Origin of the sequence: Curtobacterium sp. MCBD17_030 (genome assembly GCF_003224255.1) — a bacterium.
GTDB lineage: Bacteria > Actinomycetota > Actinomycetes > Actinomycetales > Microbacteriaceae > Curtobacterium.
The window spans coordinates 1-16730 of record NZ_QKLI01000022.1; the positions used below are offsets into that span (position 1 = coordinate 1).

The 16730-nt window shown below is 72.0% G+C and carries 18 protein-coding genes; 9 read left to right on the forward strand and 9 right to left on the reverse strand.

The window, feature by feature from the left end; translation table 11 throughout:
• Positions 1-113: 113 nt before the first annotated feature.
• Genes DEI89_RS14975 through DEI89_RS14985 form a run of 3 tightly spaced genes read right to left on the reverse strand, consistent with a single transcriptional unit; the run spans position 114 to position 2017 of the window.
• Complete coding sequence (locus tag DEI89_RS14975) at positions 114-1088, reverse strand: zinc-binding dehydrogenase (protein WP_110904901.1); 975 nt, start codon at positions 1086-1088, stop codon at positions 114-116.
• Between the two features lie 22 nt (positions 1089-1110).
• On the reverse strand, positions 1111-1533 hold the full coding sequence (locus tag DEI89_RS14980; RefSeq protein ID WP_110904862.1) for an organic hydroperoxide resistance protein: 423 nt from the start codon (positions 1531-1533) through the stop codon (positions 1111-1113).
• 31 nt (positions 1534-1564) lie between these two features.
• Positions 1565-2017: a MarR family winged helix-turn-helix transcriptional regulator gene (locus tag DEI89_RS14985; protein WP_220034548.1), complete on the reverse strand. Its 453-nt coding sequence runs from the start codon at positions 2015-2017 to the stop codon at positions 1565-1567.
• Between the two features lie 102 nt (positions 2018-2119).
• Here DEI89_RS14985 and mvk point away from each other — a divergent pair, with 102 nt between their 5' ends.
• The 6 genes from mvk to DEI89_RS15015 all read left to right on the forward strand — a co-directional run bounded on the left by mvk (position 2120) and on the right by DEI89_RS15015 (position 7863).
• Entirely contained in the window at positions 2120-3124 is a 1005-nt protein-coding gene (mvk, locus tag DEI89_RS14990; protein ID WP_110904863.1) for a mevalonate kinase, read from the forward strand.
• Positions 3124-4119 carry a diphosphomevalonate decarboxylase gene (gene mvaD, locus DEI89_RS14995; RefSeq protein WP_110904864.1) on the forward strand — a complete coding sequence of 332 codons (996 nt, stop codon included), beginning with the start codon at positions 3124-3126 and terminating at the stop codon, positions 4117-4119. The genes mvk and mvaD overlap by 1 nt, the downstream gene beginning before the upstream one ends.
• Positions 4116-5195: a phosphomevalonate kinase gene (locus tag DEI89_RS15000; protein ID WP_110904865.1), complete on the forward strand. Its 1080-nt coding sequence runs from the start codon at positions 4116-4118 to the stop codon at positions 5193-5195. The genes mvaD and DEI89_RS15000 overlap by 4 nt, the downstream gene beginning before the upstream one ends.
• Positions 5192-6256, forward strand: a complete 1065-nt coding sequence (locus DEI89_RS15005; protein ID WP_110904866.1) for a hydroxymethylglutaryl-CoA reductase — start codon at positions 5192-5194, stop codon at positions 6254-6256. Before DEI89_RS15000 ends, DEI89_RS15005 begins: the two co-directional genes overlap by 4 nt.
• Positions 6253-7443, forward strand: a complete 1191-nt coding sequence (locus DEI89_RS15010) for a hydroxymethylglutaryl-CoA synthase (RefSeq protein ID WP_110904867.1) — start codon at positions 6253-6255, stop codon at positions 7441-7443. Before DEI89_RS15005 ends, DEI89_RS15010 begins: the two co-directional genes overlap by 4 nt.
• Before the next feature lie 213 nt (positions 7444-7656).
• Entirely contained in the window at positions 7657-7863 is a 207-nt protein-coding gene (locus DEI89_RS15015) for a hypothetical protein (RefSeq protein WP_110904868.1), read from the forward strand.
• Positions 7864-7943: 80 nt separating this feature from the next.
• Here DEI89_RS15015 and DEI89_RS15020 read toward each other — a convergent pair whose 3' ends face one another.
• Positions 7944-8132, reverse strand: a complete 189-nt coding sequence (locus DEI89_RS15020; protein ID WP_146236823.1) for a hypothetical protein — start codon at positions 8130-8132, stop codon at positions 7944-7946.
• Positions 8133-8334: 202 nt separating this feature from the next.
• Between DEI89_RS15020 and DEI89_RS18180 the strand changes: the two genes are divergently transcribed.
• Both DEI89_RS18180 and DEI89_RS15025 read left to right on the forward strand, forming a co-directional pair.
• Positions 8335-8463 carry a hypothetical protein gene (locus DEI89_RS18180; RefSeq protein WP_258366314.1) on the forward strand — a complete coding sequence of 43 codons (129 nt, stop codon included), beginning with the start codon at positions 8335-8337 and terminating at the stop codon, positions 8461-8463.
• 134 nt (positions 8464-8597) lie between these two features.
• Entirely contained in the window at positions 8598-9593 is a 996-nt protein-coding gene (locus DEI89_RS15025; protein ID WP_110904870.1) for an AraC family transcriptional regulator, read from the forward strand.
• A 9-nt stretch (positions 9594-9602) separates the two neighbouring features.
• Here DEI89_RS15025 and DEI89_RS15030 read toward each other — a convergent pair whose 3' ends face one another.
• The 3 genes from DEI89_RS15030 to DEI89_RS15040 form a co-directional block, all read right to left on the reverse strand.
• Positions 9603-9944: an ATP-dependent DNA ligase gene (locus DEI89_RS15030; protein WP_110904871.1), complete on the reverse strand. Its 342-nt coding sequence runs from the start codon at positions 9942-9944 to the stop codon at positions 9603-9605.
• A 56-nt stretch (positions 9945-10000) separates the two neighbouring features.
• Complete coding sequence (locus DEI89_RS15035) at positions 10001-10309, reverse strand: hypothetical protein (RefSeq protein ID WP_110904872.1); 309 nt, start codon at positions 10307-10309, stop codon at positions 10001-10003.
• 147 nt (positions 10310-10456) lie between these two features.
• Positions 10457-12328: a sugar-binding domain-containing protein gene (locus DEI89_RS15040; RefSeq protein WP_110904873.1), complete on the reverse strand. Its 1872-nt coding sequence runs from the start codon at positions 12326-12328 to the stop codon at positions 10457-10459.
• An 88-nt stretch (positions 12329-12416) separates the two neighbouring features.
• Between DEI89_RS15040 and DEI89_RS15045 the strand changes: the two genes are divergently transcribed.
• Positions 12417-13442, forward strand: coding sequence for a LacI family DNA-binding transcriptional regulator (locus tag DEI89_RS15045; protein ID WP_110904903.1), 1026 nt, complete (start codon positions 12417-12419; stop codon positions 13440-13442).
• 36 nt (positions 13443-13478) lie between these two features.
• Here the strand turns inward: DEI89_RS15045 and DEI89_RS15050 are convergent, their stop codons facing one another.
• Both DEI89_RS15050 and DEI89_RS15055 read right to left on the reverse strand, forming a co-directional pair.
• Positions 13479-14234, reverse strand: coding sequence for an HAD family phosphatase (locus DEI89_RS15050; protein ID WP_110904874.1), 756 nt, complete (start codon positions 14232-14234; stop codon positions 13479-13481).
• A gap of 113 nt (positions 14235-14347) precedes the next feature.
• Positions 14348-16708 (reverse strand): glycoside hydrolase family 31 protein, encoded by a 2361-nt coding sequence (locus DEI89_RS15055; RefSeq protein ID WP_110904875.1) that lies wholly within the window; start codon positions 16706-16708, stop codon positions 14348-14350.
• Between the last annotated feature and the right edge of the window lie 22 nt (positions 16709-16730).

Genomic DNA, 16730 nt, shown 5'->3' on the forward strand with positions numbered 1-16730 from the left:
GAGCCCGGTCCAATACCGAGCCCATGCCCTCGCGGCATAACCTGAATTCACAGTCCAACAAACAGGGACCAGTTCACTGGTACCGGGCCTCCCGTCCGTCGTGGGGTCGCGTCCTACGGGCGCAGGAGCACCTTGCCGACCCGGCCCGCGGTGTCGCTCGCGCGGGCGGCGTCGCGAGCGTCCTCGAACGCGAAGGTCTCGGACACGGGCAGCGTCAGCGACCCGTCGAGCACGCGCGTGATGAGTTCGCCGAACAGCTGCTGCTTCGTGTCGGACGGCATCGTGCGGCTGACGACGCTGCCCCAGAAGCCCTTCACGGTGAGCTGGCCGAAGATGACCTTGCCGGACGGGATCTCGAGCGTGGGGGAGGCCATCGCGCCGAAGACGACGAGGGTGGCCTCGTCGCCGAGGACCGAGGCGATGTCGCCCGCGGCCGTCCCGCCGACCGACTCGACGCCGGCGAGGACCGGGGCACCGCCGGTGATGGCGGTCACCTGGTCGCGCCAGTCGTCCGCGTCGGTGGCGACGATGCGCTCGATGCCCTGCTCGCGGAGCTCGTCGACACCGGCGGCGCGACGCACCAGGCCGATGACGTTGATGCCGCGCGCGGCACCGAGCTGCGCGACCATGCGGCCGACGGCACCGTTCGCCGCGTTCTGGATGAGCCAGTCACCCTCGTGCAGGTCGAGCGAGTGCAGCAGGCTGATCGCGCTGAACGGCATCGAGACGAGCTGGGCGGCGGACTCGTCGGGCATCGCGTCCGGCACCGGGATGAGCCCGGCCGCGTCGGCGACGTAGTACTCCGCCCAGACACCGAACGTGCCACCGGCGACCCGCTGGCCGACGGTCAGGTTCGTGACGCCCTCGCCCAGGGACTCGACGACGCCGAGCGCCTCGGTGCCGGACTGGGCGGGCAGGTCGGGCTTGAAGCCGTAGGTGCCGCGGATCGTCCACAGGTCGTGGTTGTGGATCGGGGAGAGCACGGTCCGGACCAGGACCTGGCCGACGCCCGGGGTGGGGACGGGACGCTGCTCGACGGTCAGGACGTCGGCGGGCTCGCCGAACTCCGGGTGGACGACGGCGCGCATCGTGTTCTGGTCTGCCATCGGTTCAGTCCTCCGAGACGGTGATCGTGACGTCGATGTTGCCGCGCGTCGCGTTCGAGTACGGGCACACCTGGTGTGCGGCGTCCGCAAGGGCCTGGGCCTGGTCGTGGTCCATGCCCGGGATGACGACCTCGAGCATGACGGCGAGCTGGAAGCCGCCCTGGCCGTTCGGGCCGATCTGGACGCGACCGCCGACGGAGGAGTCCGTGACCTTGACCTTCTGCGCACGGGCCACGCCCTGCAGCGCGGAGTGGAAGCACGCGGCGTACCCGGCGGCGAAGAGCTGCTCGGGGTTGACGCCGGCGCCGGAGCCGCCCATCTCCTCGGGGATGGCCATGTCCAGCTCGAGCGTGCTGTTGCTGATCTGGACCTTGCCGTTGCGGCCTTCTCCGGTGGAGAGGGCTTCTGCGGTGTAGAGGACGTCCATGTGGGGTTCCTTCCTTCGTGGGTCTGTCTGGTCAGTCCGCGACCGGGGCGGGCGCTGCCGCCGCTCGGTGCATCGTCTCGGTGAGGCGGTGCAGGGTCGCGATGAGTTCGGTGGCCGACTGCTCGTCGGCGAGGCCGGTGCCGGCGGCGATGCGCGCCGGCACGTGGGCGAGTTCGGTGCGCAGGGCGAGCCCGCGCTCCCCGGGCGTGACGGCCACGACTCGCTCGTCGGTGCTGCGGCGTTCACGATGGACCAGGTCGGCCTGCTCCATCCGCTTGAGGAGCGGGGAGAGCGTGCCGGAGTCGAGCTGCAGGTGGTCGCCCAGGCTCGAGACCGTCTGGTCACCCTCGACCCACAGGGTCACGAGGACCAGGTACTGCGGGTAGGTGAGGCCCCACGGCTCGAGCAGCGTGCGGTACGCCTGGGTCGTCGCCCGGGTCGCTGCGTAGAGGGAGAAGCACACCATCTCGTCGGTCACCGGCATGTCCACCACTGTTGCACGCCATCGGGTTGCGCACAACCGAGTGGGGTGGATGTCCAGGCAGGGCGGGCGTCGCCGGGGCCGGTTAGGCTGGCCGGACCGACGATGACCAGCAACGACCCAGCCTCCGCACCGACGACGACCCCAGCGATCCCGCGAGTCGGCTCCTCGGTGTCCCACGGCAAGACGATCCTGATCGGCGAACACGCCGTGGTCTACGGCGCACCCGCCCTCGTCCTGCCGGTGACCGACGTCCGGGTGACCGCCACCGCGAGCCCGCTGCCGGCCGCTGATGAGCACACGCTCGAGTCGACGGTACACACCGGGCCGCTCGGACTCGCGCCCGCCGCCGTGCTCCCGACCGTCACCGCGGTCACCGCGACGCTCCGACACCTGGCCCGGCACAGCCACGCCGACGCCGAGGGCACCCCGCTCCACGTGCTCGTCGACAGCCAGGTCCCCACCGCGCGAGGGATGGGCTCGAGCGCGGCCGTCGCCGCCGCCGTGACCGCTGCCGTCGCGGACGTGTTCGGCGTCGCGCTCGACACGGACACCCACCACGAGCTCATCCAGGAGTGCGAGCGCGTCGCCCACGGCCGCCCGTCGGGACTCGACGCGCGCGGGGTCGTGGCCACGGAGCCGGTCTGGTTCGCGGACGGCGTCATCGAGCCCGTGCAGGTCACCGGCCGGTTCGTCTTCGTCGTCGCCGACACCGGCGTGCCGGGCCACACCCGCGAAGCCGTCGCCGCCGTCCGCGGCCGCCACGACCGCGCCCCCGCCGCGGTCGACGCCGTCCTGGACCGGATCGGCTCGCTCGCCACGACCGCGCGGGGGACACTCGGCGACGGCGACGCCCAGGCCCTGGGTGCCACCATGGACGCCGCGCACGAACTGCTCACCACCCTCGACGTGTCGAGTGCGGACCTCGACCGGCTCGTCGGCGCCGCACGGAAGGCGGACGCCCTGGGCGCGAAGCTCACCGGCGGTGGCCGCGGCGGATGCGTCCTGACGCTCGCCGCCGACGACGAGCACGCCGTCCGCATCGCGACCGCACTGCGCAGCGCCGGCGCGACCGCCACCTGGACCACCTCGATCGGAGCCCGTGCCTGATGACCTCCACCGCCGTCGCGCACCCCAACATCGCGCTCGTGAAGTACTGGGGCAAGGCGGACGCCGACCTCGCGCTGCCGGCCACCGGCAGCGTCTCGATGGGCCTCGACGTCTTCCCCACCACGACCTCGGTGACCCTGGCCGACCAGCGGGAGCACGACGCCTTCACGCTGAACGGCCGCGTCGTCGACGACGGCGCACTGGTGCGGGTCGAGCGCTTCCTGGACCTGGTGCGCGACCTGGCCGGATCCGACGCCCGCGCCGTCGTCGTCTCGGAGAACACCGTGCCCACCGGCGCCGGACTGGCCTCGAGCGCCTCGGGCTTCGCCGCCCTCGCGGTCGCCGCCGCTGACGCGTACGGCCTCGACCTGTCACCGCGCGACCTCTCACGGCTCGCCCGACGCGGCTCCGGTTCGGCCACCCGGTCGGTCCCCGGCGGGGTGTCGGTGTGGCACGCCGGCGACGACCAGGCCTCGTTCGCCGAGACCGTCCCCGCGCCGCCGATGGCCATGGTGGTCGTCACGATCGACGACGGCCCGAAGGAGATCGGCTCGCGCGAGGCCATGCGCCGGACGATCGCGACGTCGCCGTTCTACCCGGCCTGGGTGACCTCGACGACCGAGACCGTGCAGGACATGCTCGCTGCGTGCGCGGCCGGTGACTTCACCCGGATCGGCGAGCTCACCGAGAGCAACGCGCTGCGCATGCACGCCACGATCGAGGGCGCGTTCCCCCCGATCCGCTACCTGAACAGCCGCAGCGTCGCGGTCTTCGACGCCGTCGCCGCGCTGCGGGCCGACGGCCTCGAGGCCTACGCCACCGCCGACGCCGGCCCGAACGTCGTCGTGCTCTGCCGTCCGGAGGACCGTGCCCGCGTGGCCGCGTCCCTGCACGGGTTCGGAGCGGTCATCGAGTCCGGCACCGGACCAGCCGCAGGGCTGGTCCGCTCCGAAGGCACGGGGGAGAACCCCGAGGCAGAGGAGAGCACCGCGTGATCGAGTTCCGAGCCCACGGCAAGCTGTTCGTGGCGGGCGAGTACGCCGTCGTCGAGCCCGGACAGCCGTCGGTGCTCATCGCCCTCGACCGAGCGATCACCGCACGCGTGAGCGAGGGCCACGGTGCCGGCAGCGTGCACTCCGAGGAGTACGGCAACCTCCCGCTGACCTGGACCCGGGCCGAGGACGGCCTGGCGCTCGACCGCGAGCACCACCCCTACGACTACGTGATGGCGACGATCGACCTGGTCGAGAAGCTCCGCGCGGAGCTCGGGATCGCGCCGCGGTTCCACGACCTGCGCATCGAGAGCCAGCTCGACGACGCCAGCGGTCGGAAGTTCGGTCTGGGGTCCTCCGCCGCGGTGACCGTGGCGACCGTCGGAGCCCTCGACCGCTTCTACGGCCTCGGACTCTCGCAGCGCCGACGCTTCATGGTGGCGCTGCTCGCGACGATCCGTGTCGCACCGCGTGCGTCCGGCGGTGACCTGGCCGCGAGCACGTTCGGCGGCTGGCTCCGCTACAGCGCGCCCGACCGTGAGGTCCTGGCCGGCCTGCTCGACGAGCGCTCGGTCTCGTCGATCCTCGACGACGACGAGGCCTGGGCCGGCTTCGACGTCGAGCACCTGCCCGCCCCGACCGACCTGCGCCTCCTGGTCGGCTGGACCGGTTCTCCGGCGTCCACCACCAAGCTCGTCGGCGTCGTCCGCCGACACCGTGACGGCGACTACGCGGCGTTCCTCGATGCCAGCCGGGCCTGCGTGGACGACCTGACCACGGGCCTCCGGACCGGCGACGCGGATCGCGCGCTCGGTGCGCTCCGACGCGCGCGCGGGCTGCTGCAGGACCTCGGGACGTCCGTCGGGTCGCAGATCGAGACCCCGCGGCTGGCGACCCTCTGCGACGTCGTCGAGGCCGCCGGTGGTGCGGCGAAGCCCTCCGGCGCCGGCGGCGGCGACTGCGGCATCGCACTCGTCCCCGCGGACAGTGACACGGCCGACATCTTCCGCGCCTGGGAGGCGCACGACATCAGGCACCTCAGCGTCGCGGTGCAACCCGAGGAAGGGACCACGCGATGACCGACCTGCAGACCCCGATCCCCACGAAGTGGGTCGGACCGATCCGCGTCAGCGGCAACGCCGTCGAGGGTGAGCACGAGGTGCCCCTCGCCACGTACGAATCGCCGCTCTGGCCGTCCGTCGGCCGTGGCGCCCGGATCTCCCGCATGATCGAGGGCGGCATCGTCTCGACGGTCGTCGACGAGCGGATGACCCGGTCGGTCGTCGTCCGTGCCGCCAGCGCCGCCGCCGCGCACATCTCCGCCGGCCGGATCCTGGCGCGCCAGGCCGAACTCGAGGCCATCGTCGTCGGGCAGAGCCGGTTCGCGAAGCTCATCGAGGTGCACCCGGAGATCGTCGGGGACCTGCTGTTCCTGCGCTTCGCGTTCACCACCGGCGACGCGTCCGGGCACAACATGGTGACGCAGGCCGCGGACACGCTGCTGCCCGCGATCCTGGCGTGGGAGCCGGAGCTGCGGTACGTGTCGATCTCCGGCAACTTCTGCTCCGACAAGAAGGCGACCGCGGTGAACGGCATCCGCGGTCGTGGCCGGAACACCATCGCCGAGATCGTGATCCCGGGCGAGATCGTGGAGAAGCGCCTGCGCTCGTCCACGGAGCGGATCGTCGAGCTGAACACCGCGAAGAACCTGGTCGGCTCCACCATCGCCGGGGCGCTGCGCTCGGCGAACGCGCACTACGCCAACATGCTGCTCGGCTTCTACCTGGCCACCGGACAGGACGCCGCGAACATCGTCGAGGGCTCCCAGGGCATCACGCTCGCCCAGGCCCGCGGCGACGACCTGTACTTCTCGTGCTCGCTGCCGCACCTGATCGTCGGCACCGTCGGCAACGGCAAGGGCAATGACCTGCCGGTGGTGGAGGACGCCCTGGTGCGCCTCGGCTGCCGGGAGGACCGCGAGCCCGGTGCCAACGCCCGCCGTCTGGCCGCACTCTGCGCCGCCACCGTGCTGTGCGGGGAACTCTCGCTGCTCGCCGCCCAGACGAACCCGGGCGAGCTGATGGCGGCCCACGTCGCCATGGAACGCCGCGGACACCGACCCGAAGGAGCCTCGGCATGACCGCCCGGCACCCACTCGCACTGGGCATCCACGACCTCGCCATCGCGACGGGGCACCACGTGCTCGACCTCGACGACCTCGCCGCCGTGAACGGTGTCGATCCGGCGAAGTACCACGTCGGCATCGGGCAGGACGCGTTCAGCGTGCCCGCCCCGGACGAGGACATCGTCACGATGGGTGCCGCCGCCGCGAAGGAGGTGCTGGACCGCCACGGGGTCGACGGCATCCGGACCGTGCTGTTCGCCACCGAGTCCGGCGTCGACCAGTCGAAGGCCGCCGGTGTGTACGTGCACGGACTGCTCGGTCTGCCGCGCAACGTCCGCGTCGTCGAGCTGAAGCAGGCCTGCTACGGCGGGACCGCCGCGGTGCAGATGGCCCTCGGCATCATCGCACGCGACCCGCGCGAGCGCGTGCTCGTCATCGCCGCCGACGTCGCCCGCTACGACGTGGAGACCGCCGCCGAGCCGACGCAGGGTGCCGGTGCGGTCGCCATGCTCATCGCCGCCGACCCGGACCTGATCGAACTCGAGCCGCAGTCCGGCCTGTTCACGGCGGACGTCGACGACTTCTGGCGGCCGAACGACCGCTCCACCGCGCTGGTCGACGGCCGACTGTCAGTCACCGCGTACGTCGACGCCTTCATCGGGGCCTGGGACGACCTGGCCTCGCGAGGTGGCCCCGGCATCGAGGCGATCGACCGCTTCGTCCACCACCAGCCGTTCACGAAGATGGCGATCAAGGCGCACCGGAAGCTCGCACAGCACGTCGACGTCCCGTTCGAGGAGACCGAGCTCGCCGTCGGTTTCACCTACAACCGCCAGACCGGCAACACGTACACGGCGTCGCTCTGGATCGCCCTCGGTGCCCTGCTCGACCTGGACGACGACCTGGCCGGTGCCCGCATCGGCATGTTCAGCTACGGTTCCGGCAGCGTCGGCGAGCTCATGACGGGCGTCGTGCGCGACGGCTACCGCGACCACCGCCGGGACCGACGGGTCACCGAGTTGTTGGCGGCCCGGGTGCCGCTGTCGGTCGAGGCCTACCGCGAGTTGCACGCTGCCGGTGCCGCGACGAGCGAGGACGTCGAGCGTCCCCGGGTGACGGCGGCGCCGTTCCGCTTCGCGGGGGTCACCGGTGGCGCTCGGCACTACGAAGCGACCGGGAACGGATCGACGACGGCCAGCTGAGCGGGTCTCGTCCGATCCGTGCCAGTGCCAGTGCCGGTGCCATCCGCCGTGCGCGGCCACTGTGTGCGCGATCCGCGGATGGCCGGACCGGCGTGCTCGCCGTGCGGATCCCGACGTACCGTTCGGTCACGAGCAGCACCGCGACAGGGTGTGGTGCGGAGACCAGGGAGGCGTCATGGGCGCGCACCGAGCACCGCAGACCGGGGAGGCGTCATGACCCGGCACGAGACACATCCCGGTCTCGCGCCGGCGACGTCCAGGAACCACCGCGAGCAGCAGTGGATACCGCCGTTCCGCGACCTGATGTGCAACACCGTCGACGTCGTCCAGACCCAGTTGGTCCGCGGCGCACCGTTCGCCAGTGCCGGAGCGCGTGGGCGCGAGCGGGTCGCGGTGCTGTCGGTCAGCGGACTGGGCTGACCTGCGGAGGAGGGGGCTCCCGGTCGTCAGTGGAACCAGGCGGACCGCCCCTCCGCTGGGTCCCGCACGTGGTGCGCGCGCTACGAGACCGGGCTGCGCTCGTCGCGTTCGCGTTCCGTCTCGTGCACCACGGTCGACGGCAGCGCGGCACCGGGCAGGAACTCGCCGCTCGGCGCGACGGCCACGCCGGGGACGTCCGCATCGAACGCTGCCGCCGTGGCAGGGCTCAGCGTGTCGGGTTCGTCGTGGTGCAGGTGGATCGGGTGCACGAGACGACAGTAGCGACCGTCGCGGCGTCCCACCAGCCGGTGCTCCGCTGGCTGATCCGGGTTGCGCGGACCGCTTCCGACGGTGATCGGGCGTGACGATGATGGAGATGTGTGGGGCAACGGCCACGTCTTCATCGTCAGGCAACAGTGTTCATCACGCGCGGCGACGCGGCGGTGTCAGCGTCCCGAAGGGCACCGGGGGATGCACTCGTACGCTGATGCGTCTGCACGCCTCCGCTGGGGCGAGGGCGCGCTCGCCCGGGCCGACGTGGAGTGGGTCAGCCGAGGGCTCGCTCCCGAGTACGACTTCTCGATGAAGCGCATCATCTGACCATCGGCGCGGTCGACGGTCTCGCTTACCCGTACGAGCCGCCACCGTCAAGCCCTGTTCGAGGGGCATCTGCTCGCCTATCGTCCATGATGTGCGTTCGGCGTCCGAGCGGCACGTGACCGAGAGGACCCGGGATGACCTCCATCGATGATCGTTCCACTCGCTCCTCGACCAGGACCGAGACGCCCGTTGCCGTCCGCATCGAGGCCGCCGGGGACGCGCCCGACGCGGCGGTCCTCGACCTCAGTGGCCTGTACTCCGGTCGGGGATGGGCTGCGCGGGCGACGGAACGGCCCTTCAGCTACCGGTACTCCGCCATCGGTGACGCCGATGTGACCCTTCGTCGCTCTCAGATCAGCGGGCGCATCCGCGGCACCATCCCGGCTTCCGACGAGTACATCGTCCAGTGGCTGACCGCCGGGCGCGGCGTCCCGGACGTGCTCCAGGACCGGGTACCGATGTCCGGGGACGTGCCGATGCTGTTCCCGACTGCACGGGAGTTCGTCTTCGAGTACGAGGAGTACGACCAGCGCGTCGCGCACATGTCGAAGCGGCTGGTGCACGCCGTCGCCGATGAACTGTTCCACACCGGGCAGGTCGCCGATCTGGGCCTCGATCATCTCCGCACGCTCGACCCGGGTGCCGTGGCCCGGTGGCGCAACAGTCTCGCGCTGCTCTCCCGTGAGCTGAAGGTCGGCGGCGTCGACACGCTGCTCTGGCACACCCTCACCCGCGGCACCGCGGCAGCGTTCCTCCGGATGTACCCGCCGACGGTGCTCGCTCTGCCTCCCGAGGTGCTCCTGCCCCGGCGAGCCCGCCTCCGCGCAGCCGTCGAGTACATCCACGAGCACGTCGCCGACCCGATGACCGTCGCCGACATCGCGGACGCCGCGGGTCTCAGCGTGCGTGCGATCCAGGAGGCGTTCCAACGCGGCCTCGGCCAGACACCGATGCGGTACCTGCAGCACGTGCGGCTCGACCAGGTCCGGCGGGAGCTGCTGCAACTGGAGTCCTCGACGACGACGGTGCAGGACGTTGCACGTCGGTGGGGCTTCGCGCACCTCGGTCGGTTCTCCGCCGCCTACCGGATCGCCCACGGGGAGTACCCGCGGACCACACTCCGGAGGTGACCGTCGCGGTCACGGTCGGGTCGCCGTGGCACTTCCGGGAGCAGCGGCTGAACCGATCGGTTCGGGTACGATCTGGAGCCCACCGTTGCTGTTGATCGACCGTTTCAGGACGTCGATCCACGCCTCGTTCACCGCCGGAGGCCTGCTGCCCTCGAACTTGAACCGCAGGCTGACGGTCGGGAAGATCCAGATGGTGCTGCGACCGTCTCCTTTCGCGACGGGCTCCTTCCAGGAGAACGCGAAACTCTCCTGGCGTCGCAACTTGCTGATGATGACGATCTGGAGGTGCGCGAGGGTCCGGTCGTCCATCTGGATCTCGGCAGTCTGACCGTCGTAGGTCAAGTAACCCATGGGGCTCTTCTCTCAGGTGGTGGTGCTCGGTCCGGTCGGTGGTGCGGCCCGGCTCGCTAGTCGGCGTCCGACCACAGCGGACCCATGTCGTGCTCGGGATCACCGACGGCGAAACCATCCGGAGTGCGCGTGTCGTGTGTCTGGGGGAGCGGACCCGTCGGCCGTGCTGCGTCCAGCAGTCGGACGGCGTCTGCTGAGCTGATGACCCAGGTCATCGTGGCGGTGACCGTCGCGGTCGTGCCGTCACTGAGGTCGTCCGCGATGAAGTTCACCGCGACCTGACTGATCTGCTCGGCGTGGACGGCGACGCCCTTGATGCCGTCCACGATCGCTCGGTCGTCGTACGGGAGGTTCGAGAGAGCCATGGGTGTCCGATCCGTTGCGCAGGGGTGGTCCGCGACCTGCTGCGACGGAGGGAGGGTCCCTCGTGGCCGTGCACGGCACAGGAGATCGTCGCTCGTGCTCCTGGGAGTCGACACATGCGGATGTGCCGTGACGTGGCGGCCCTCCCGTCACTCCCCGGTGACCGCCCGGCGGATCTGCTCGATCGGGACCTTCGGTGACCGGTCCGCGTTGAGCAGCCCGTTCGTCTCCTGCATGGTGTCGGTCAGCTGCGTCCAGCAGGACCCCGCCAGGAAGGTGCTGGCCCGGACGGCGTCGTGCAGCGCGGTGATGCGGCCGACCCAGTCGTCCCCGTCGACGGCGGTCGTGTAGCCCCAGCCCTCCTCGCGTCGACCACCGGACTGGTGCCGGACCCCGCCGAACTCGGTGAGCATCACCGGCTGTCCGCGGTCGAGCGCGCCGCCGACGAACTGCGGGTGGCCGGACGGCGCGAGCCCGTCCAGTGCACGCGTCCGGGCCGCGTCGTCGGCGTAGGTGCGGGCCAGGACGTCGCCGTCGCCCTCGTAGTCGTGGATCGTCACGACGTCGGTGTCCTGCTGCTCCCACCCGTCGTTGCCGATCACCGGTCGCGACGGGTCGAGGGCCCGGGTCAGGTCGACGAGTGCCCGGGCGTACGCCTGCTGCGCCGGGTCGGAGACGACGTGCTGGATGCCCCACGACTCGTTGAACGGCACCCAGGTGACGATCGACGGGTGCGAGGCGTCCCGTTCGACGGCGGCCGTCCACTCGGCGGTCAGCAGCCGGACGGCGGTGGGGGAGAACTCGTACGCGGCCGGTGCCTCACCCCAGACCAGGATGCCCAGCCGGTCGGCCCAGTGCAGGAACCGGGGGTCCTCGATCTTCTGGTGCATCCGGGCCGCGTTGAAGCCCAGGGCCTTGATGAGCTCGACCTCCTGCCGGTGTGCGAGCGGGTGCGGGGCGGCCAGGTGTGACTCCGGCCAGAACGCCTGGTCGAGGACGCTCCGCACCGGGTACGGCTGGCGGTTCAGCAGGAACCGCCCGCCGCCGACACCGACGCTGCGCATCCCGAGGTAGCTCGAGACCCTGTCGAGCACCTGACCGGCGTCGTTGACCAGGGTGAGCACGGCGTCGACGAGGCGCGGGTGCTCCGGGGACCAGGTGAGCTCGTCCTCGGCCTGGCCGTTCCGCTGCCGGGCGACGGGCACGGTGACGTCGAGGGTGGGGCGGCTGGCGGTGGCGTCGAAGTCGGTGGTGCCGAGGTCCTCGTCGCGCTCGTCGAACCGCAGGGCGACGCGGAGGCGGGCGCCGGCGGGGACGCGCCCACGGAACCGGACGGTCAGGTCAACGGCCGTGGGTCCGGCCGGGGTCCACCGGAGGGTGCTGATCGCGGTGGTGGGCACGGCCTCCAGCCAGACCGGCTGCCAGATGCCGGTCGTGCGTCGGTACCAGATGGCGTGCGCGTCCTCGTGCCAGTCCTGCTTGCCGCGCGGCTGCGTCACGTCGAGGGGGTCGTCCTCGGCGCGGACGACGAGGAGGTGCTCGGTCGGACCGGCGTCCTCGCCGGCCTCGGCCAGCAGCGCGGTGACGTCGAACGAGAACGGGGTGTGGCCGCCCTCGTGCTCGCCGACGAACCGGCCGTCGATCCAGACCTGCGCCCGGTGGTCGACGGCGCCGAAGTGCAGCAGTAGGCGCGGCCGCTCGGGCCCGTGACCCGCGGCGTCGAGTTCTGCCCGGCGGATGGTCCGGGCGTACCAGACGACGGGGTGGAACCCCGGGTCGCCGATGCCGGAGGCCGTCGACTCGGGCGGGAACGGCACCGTGATCTCGAGCGGGTCCGGGAGGCCCGTGGTCCATCCCGAGTCCGCTCCGGTGTCCGCGTCGTCGTGTCGGAAGGACCAGGTGCCGCTGAGGTCGGTCCAGTGGTGCCGCAGCATCTGTGGCCGGGGGTAGCGACCGTCCTGTCGGCTCGCGAGGGGGACGTCGGGGACGACGACGGGGGCCGGAGAAGCGACGGTGCTCATGGTCGAGCAATTTACAGCGCTGTAAACCAGCCGTCAACGACCCGGGTCGCGGCGGGTGCACGTCGCACGGCCGCGGTACGGTGAGCGCGTGGGCCAGGTCACGTTGCAGGACGTCGCGGAGCACGCCGGCGTCTCGATGAAGACCGTGTCCAACGTGGTGCGCGGCTACCGGCACGTCAGCGACGCCATGCGGACCCGGGTGCAGCAGTCGATCGACGCCCTCGGCTACCGGCCGAACGTCTCCGGCCGCAGCCTGGCGACCGGTCGCACGAACATGCTCGCCTTCGCGTTCCCCGACCTCCGGCGACCGTACTTCGCCGAACTCGCGCACGTCTTCTCGCGCGTCTGCGCCGACCGCGGCTACCAGCTCCTGCTCGAGGAGACGGCGGGTGCACCCGGCGGCGAGCTCTCCGCCGTCCGCGGACGCGAAGCCGGCGTCGTCGACGGGGTCGTCATCCACCCCCAGGTCCTCACGCCGACCGAGATCGACAGCGCCCGCGGGGACACCGCCGTCGTGTTCCTCGGCGAGGACGTCCGGCCACCGGGAAGCGACCTCGTGGCGATCGACAACGTGCTCGCGGCGTCCGAGGCCGTCGCCCACCTCGCCGCCCTCGGACGTCGGCGCATCGGGTTCCTCGGACACGAGGTCGGCGAGCAGTCCCGCACCTCCGCCTTCCGCCTGGAGGGGTACCGCGACGGCCTGACCGCGGCCGGCCTGCCGTTCGACGCGTCGCTCTGCGTCGCGCGCGAGGTCGGCGACGCCCGCGGGGCCGAGCACGCGTTCGGGCAGGCGCTCGACGCCGGCCTGTCCATCGACGGGCTGCTGTGCCGTGACGACCTCGCTGCCGTCGGTGCGCTCCGGGCGATGCGCCTGCGCGGACTCGAAGCACCGCGGGACATCGCCGTCGTCGGGTGGGACGCGATCGGCCTCGCCGCCAGTCTGGTCCCGAGCCTGACGTCGGTCGCGCCGGACACCGTGGCGCTCGCCGAGGCCGCCCTGGACCGCCTGCAGGAGCGGATCGCCGGGCGTCCCGGGGAGGGGCGCGCCGTGACCGTCGGGCACCGGATCCTGGTGGGGGAGAGCGCACCGTACCCCGACGGGTCGGTCGACTGACCGCTACCGGTCGGCGATCGGACCCGCTCGACGGGCTCAGGTGCCGGGCGTACCGCCTGCGGTCGCGGCGTCCCGTCGGACCCGGCGACGGGCCTCCCGGATGCTCGCCCGCTGCAGTCGCATGGACGGCCAGCCGGAGGCACGAGCATGCGCGGCGAGCCCCTGGTCCGGGTTCACCACGACCGGGTGCCCGACGAGCGACAGCAGCGGGATGTCGTGGCGGGAGTCGGAGTACGCCCAGCACGCGGCGGGGTCGGCCCCGGTGTCGGTGAGCAGCCGACGGGCAGCGACGGCCTTGTGCTCGCCGTGCAGGAACGCACCCTCGAGGCGGCCGGTGTAGGCGCCGTCACTGGTCTCGAAGACGCTGCCGAGCGCACCGGTGAGCCCGAGGCTGCGGGCGATCACCTCTGCCAGGAACGTCGGTGTCGCGGTCACGAGCCACACCTCGTGGCCCTTCGCCAGGTGCTCCTGCGCGAGTGCGGCGGTCTCCGGCCACACCGTCGCAGCGGTGTGGCGGACGTAGACGTCGTCGGACAGCTTTGCCATGTCGGCGACGGTGATGCCCGTGATCACCTCGAGCCCGCGGGTCTGGGCGGAGGCCAGGTGCCGGTCGTTCTCGCCGCGGACCTTGAAGCGCGCGTGCTTCCACCCGGCGCTGACGATGTCCCGCATCGTGATGAGTCCGGCGGCACGGAGCCCGCGCACCAGGTGGAACGCGCTCGCGCCGTGGATCAGGGTGTTGTCCACGTCGAAGAACGCGAGGACCGGGGTGCCCGCCTGCTCGTCCGTCATCGGCCCAGGCTAGGCGGTGCGGCTGAACCCACCGCGGAACGCAACGTCGGCGGCGTCCCGCAACGGAGTACCGCTGCGAGATGCCGCCGAGGTCGCGCGTTGCGGTCGGACCGTCAGCGTCCCTCCGGGTGCACGCTCCCGAGCAGCTCCACGAGCGCGCTCCGGAGCGAGTCGGGCAGCCCGACGGTCTCCAGCTCCACGAGTCGGTCGGATCGCGGGACGTCCCGGTCCACGACCTCCCACGCGGTGAGCTTCTCGGCGTTCCCCGCCTGGGCGCTCTCCAGCAGCTGCCGGGCGGCGTCCCGGGCGTCGACTCCGACGGTCGGCGCGCCGGCGAGGGTGAGCGTCGCACCCTCGTCCGTCACGACGTCCAGGTCCACGGAGAAGCGGTCGGCCGCGACGACCTGCACCTCTTGCCCGTCCGCGGGCGAGCCGAGGAACGTGATCCGCCACCGTCGCCGGACGGGCACGCTGTCGACGTCGCCGTCCGCCGGGTCGATCCGGAAGGAGGCCGTGCTCCGGTCCCAGGTCAGCGTCGTCCGGCAGACGCCGCCGTCCGGGTCCTCGGGCCCCTCGCGGTCCTCCACGAGCGTGAACGACCCGGAGGCCCCGGGCGCGACGAGCACCTCGAGGGCTGCCGGGTTGACGGTCGCGTCGACCTCGTCCGGTGCGGCGAGCGGCAGGATCCCGCCGGCACGGAGCAGCACGGGGATGGTCTCGAGGCTCCGGTGCAGGTCCACGAACCGGTCGCCGGCGTAGGTGGTGCCCGTGAAGACGTCCGTCCAGGTCCCCGCCGGCAGCCAGGCCCGGGCGCGACCGCGCAGGGTCACGGGGTCGCGCGGTTCGACGATCGGCGCGACGACGAGCTCGGTGCCGAAGGCGTACTCGTTCGGGACGCGGTAGGCCTCGTCCCGGTGCGGTTCCAGGTGGTACATCGGTCGGACGAGCGGTGTGCCGGCGGCGGCGAGGTGGTTCATCGTGTGCAGGTACGGCACGAGTCGGTGCCGGAAGCGCAGCGCGTCACCCATCGCGGCCCGCGGCTCGGCGGGGAACACCCAGGGCTCCTTGCGGATGAACGGGTTGTTCGCCGAGTGCAGCCGCATGACGGGGGAGAACACCCCGAACTGCACCCACCGGGTGGCGAGTTCGTCGTCCCGGACACCGCGGGTGTGGCCGCCGATGTCGTGGCTCCACCAGGGGTACCCGATGTTCGCGGCGGTCGCGGTGAACTCCGGCTGGAACGCCAGCGACGCCCACGAGACGACGGCGTCCCCGGAGAAGCCGACGGCGTACCGGTGGCTGCCGGGGCCGGCGTAGCGGGAGAACGTCATGCCGGCACCACCATCGCGGGCCGAGTCCAACAGGTGGAAGTGGTTGAGCACCCAGAGCGGGTCCACCCCCGGGACGGAGGACGTCCGGCCCTGCTGCCAGTCGATCCACCAGAAGTCGACGCCCTGTTCCTCGAGCGGACGGTGCAGGACCTCGAAGTACGCCCGGAGGAAGTCCGGGTCGGTGGGGTCGAAGCCGATCGTCTGCTCGGTGTCGGGGTCGACGCCGAGCGCCTCGGCCATCGCGGGGTAGGCGTCCTCGAAGGCCCGGACCCCGTCGGCGGGGTGCAGGTTCAGCGTGGTGCGCATCCCACGCCGGTGGAGTTCGGCGAGGAAGCCCTGCGGATCGGGGAACAGCGACGGCTCCCACGAGTACCCGGTCCAGCCGTTGCCGAAGCGCGCCGGCACGGAGTCGACCCGGTGCCAGTCCATGTCGATCACCGCGACGGAGAACGGCAGGCGTTCCTCGTCGAACCGGTCGAGCAGCGCCAGGTAGGAGCTGTCCGAGTACGGGTGGTACCGGCTCCACCAGTTGCCGAGCGCCCAGCGTGGCATCAGCGTCGGCGCACCGGAGACGGCGTGGAAGGCACGCAGTGCCTCGCCGTAGTCGCGCCCGTACGCGAACACGCTGACGTCCCGGCGGCCGGGGATCCGGCTGCCGACCCAGCCGTCGTCCTCGAACAGGAACGACTCGCTGTCGTCGAGCATGACGATGCCGTCGCGCGCCAGGATGCCGGACTCGAGCGGCATCCGCCCGTCCACGTCGTCGAGGGTGCGTCCGGTGCCACCCAGGTCACGGGCCTCCTGTCCGTACCGCCACCGGTTGGCGTCGGGGCCGGAGGTCTCGACGACCAGGCCGGCCGAGGAGAAGGGCCGACCGTCGTAGCGCAGGGTGGCGCGGTCGGTCGTCACCTCGACCCCCTCGCCGCGGCGGATGACGGTGTACTCGGGGACGTCCAGCCGTCGCCGGATCGCGAAGGTCGAGGCGCGGTCCTCGAACCCGCCGTCCTCGCTCCACTCGACCCGGAACAGCCCGTCGCGGAGGACGGTGACCCGCCAGTGGTCGCCGGTGACGGTCGCGTCCGGGGACGCGACCGGGTCGGAACCGGGGAACGGGCGGATGGTGGGCAGTGGCGACGTGGTCACGGGTGGTGGTCCTGTCTCGGCC